1 pseudogene is annotated in these 1,084 nt (G+C 40.5%); it reads right to left on the bottom strand.

The window, feature by feature from the left end:
• Positions 1 to 1,084 (bottom strand): annotated as a pseudogene (locus tag JEP40_RS18940) (fimbrial biogenesis outer membrane usher protein); the annotation flags it as partial.

The raw sequence follows: 1,084 nt of genomic DNA, 5'->3' as shown, positions 1-1,084 counted from the left end.
CGATTTCATTCGACCAAACACGGTCACCATCTGTTTTAGTTCTGGTTGATGCACTGCCACATTGCCCGGATAAAGCACCACGTTTTTCACTCGACCCGAGGCGATATCAAAGCTATCTTCACTGTTTTTATCGTTCAGTAATTCGACTTTATATTCGGCATAAGGTGAAAGCGGAATAAAGTTATTACTACCCGATAAGACAAAACGCTGACCATTGACGTTGGCCGCAATTTGTCCTTCACCATCAATCCCGGTTTTGACGATCACCCCTGATGTTTCTTGTTTACCACTGGCAGAGAAGTTCATATCACTATAAGCAAAAGAGCCTCGAGCGGTTAACGTGGTATTTAATCGGTCATCGTTAGGACGATTCATGGTTAATGTCCCCGTGCTGTATTTCGTATCGAACACACTGTAACCACTGACAGAGAAATCACTGTCAGTCCCGTCTTTATCATGTAATAGGGTTGATACCGATAAACCTGCGTTGCGAATAGCAGAATCTTCAAAGCTTTTAGATGCAGATAATTCACCACGCATATTACCATTACTGGATGAAACACCGGCACTAAGCCATGTTGCCAGCGGTAATGAGAAGTCTAAGGTAATGTATTTTTCGTTAGTACTGCTTTGGTTATCGTAATGATAACGTTGAACACCGGTACGCAAACTCATGCTGCCATAACGACCTGTATAAAGTGTAGTAGCATATTCAAAGTTATTTGATTTATTTTTATCGCGTAAATCTTTGGTGTAGGAATAGGTAAATGATCCTGCATATTCCCAAAATTGAGTCAAATTAAGGGTAGTACCAAACGAGTAGTTATCAGAGTCATACATTGGGAAATTATCTTTGATATTTGCTTTTTCACGATTGACCCATAATGATCCAAGCCCTTTAGGTAAGGAGTAGTTAGCCGTAAAAATATTACGGTTACTACCATCTTTAGCAATCAATGCCTGCCAACTGGTGGAGAGTGTCTCTGTTAATTGCAAATTACTGTTGGTTTCTAAGACGGCAACGTTATCAAAAACATACGCAGAGCCTTGTAGGTTTAGGCCGGAAAAAACACCTAATGTAATG

Source organism: Proteus vulgaris, from assembly GCF_016239305.1.
Taxonomy (GTDB): domain Bacteria; phylum Pseudomonadota; class Gammaproteobacteria; order Enterobacterales; family Enterobacteriaceae; genus Proteus; species Proteus vulgaris_C.
Note: the sequence above shows the minus strand (reverse complement) of the source record. Positions and strands in the feature narration are given on the sequence as shown.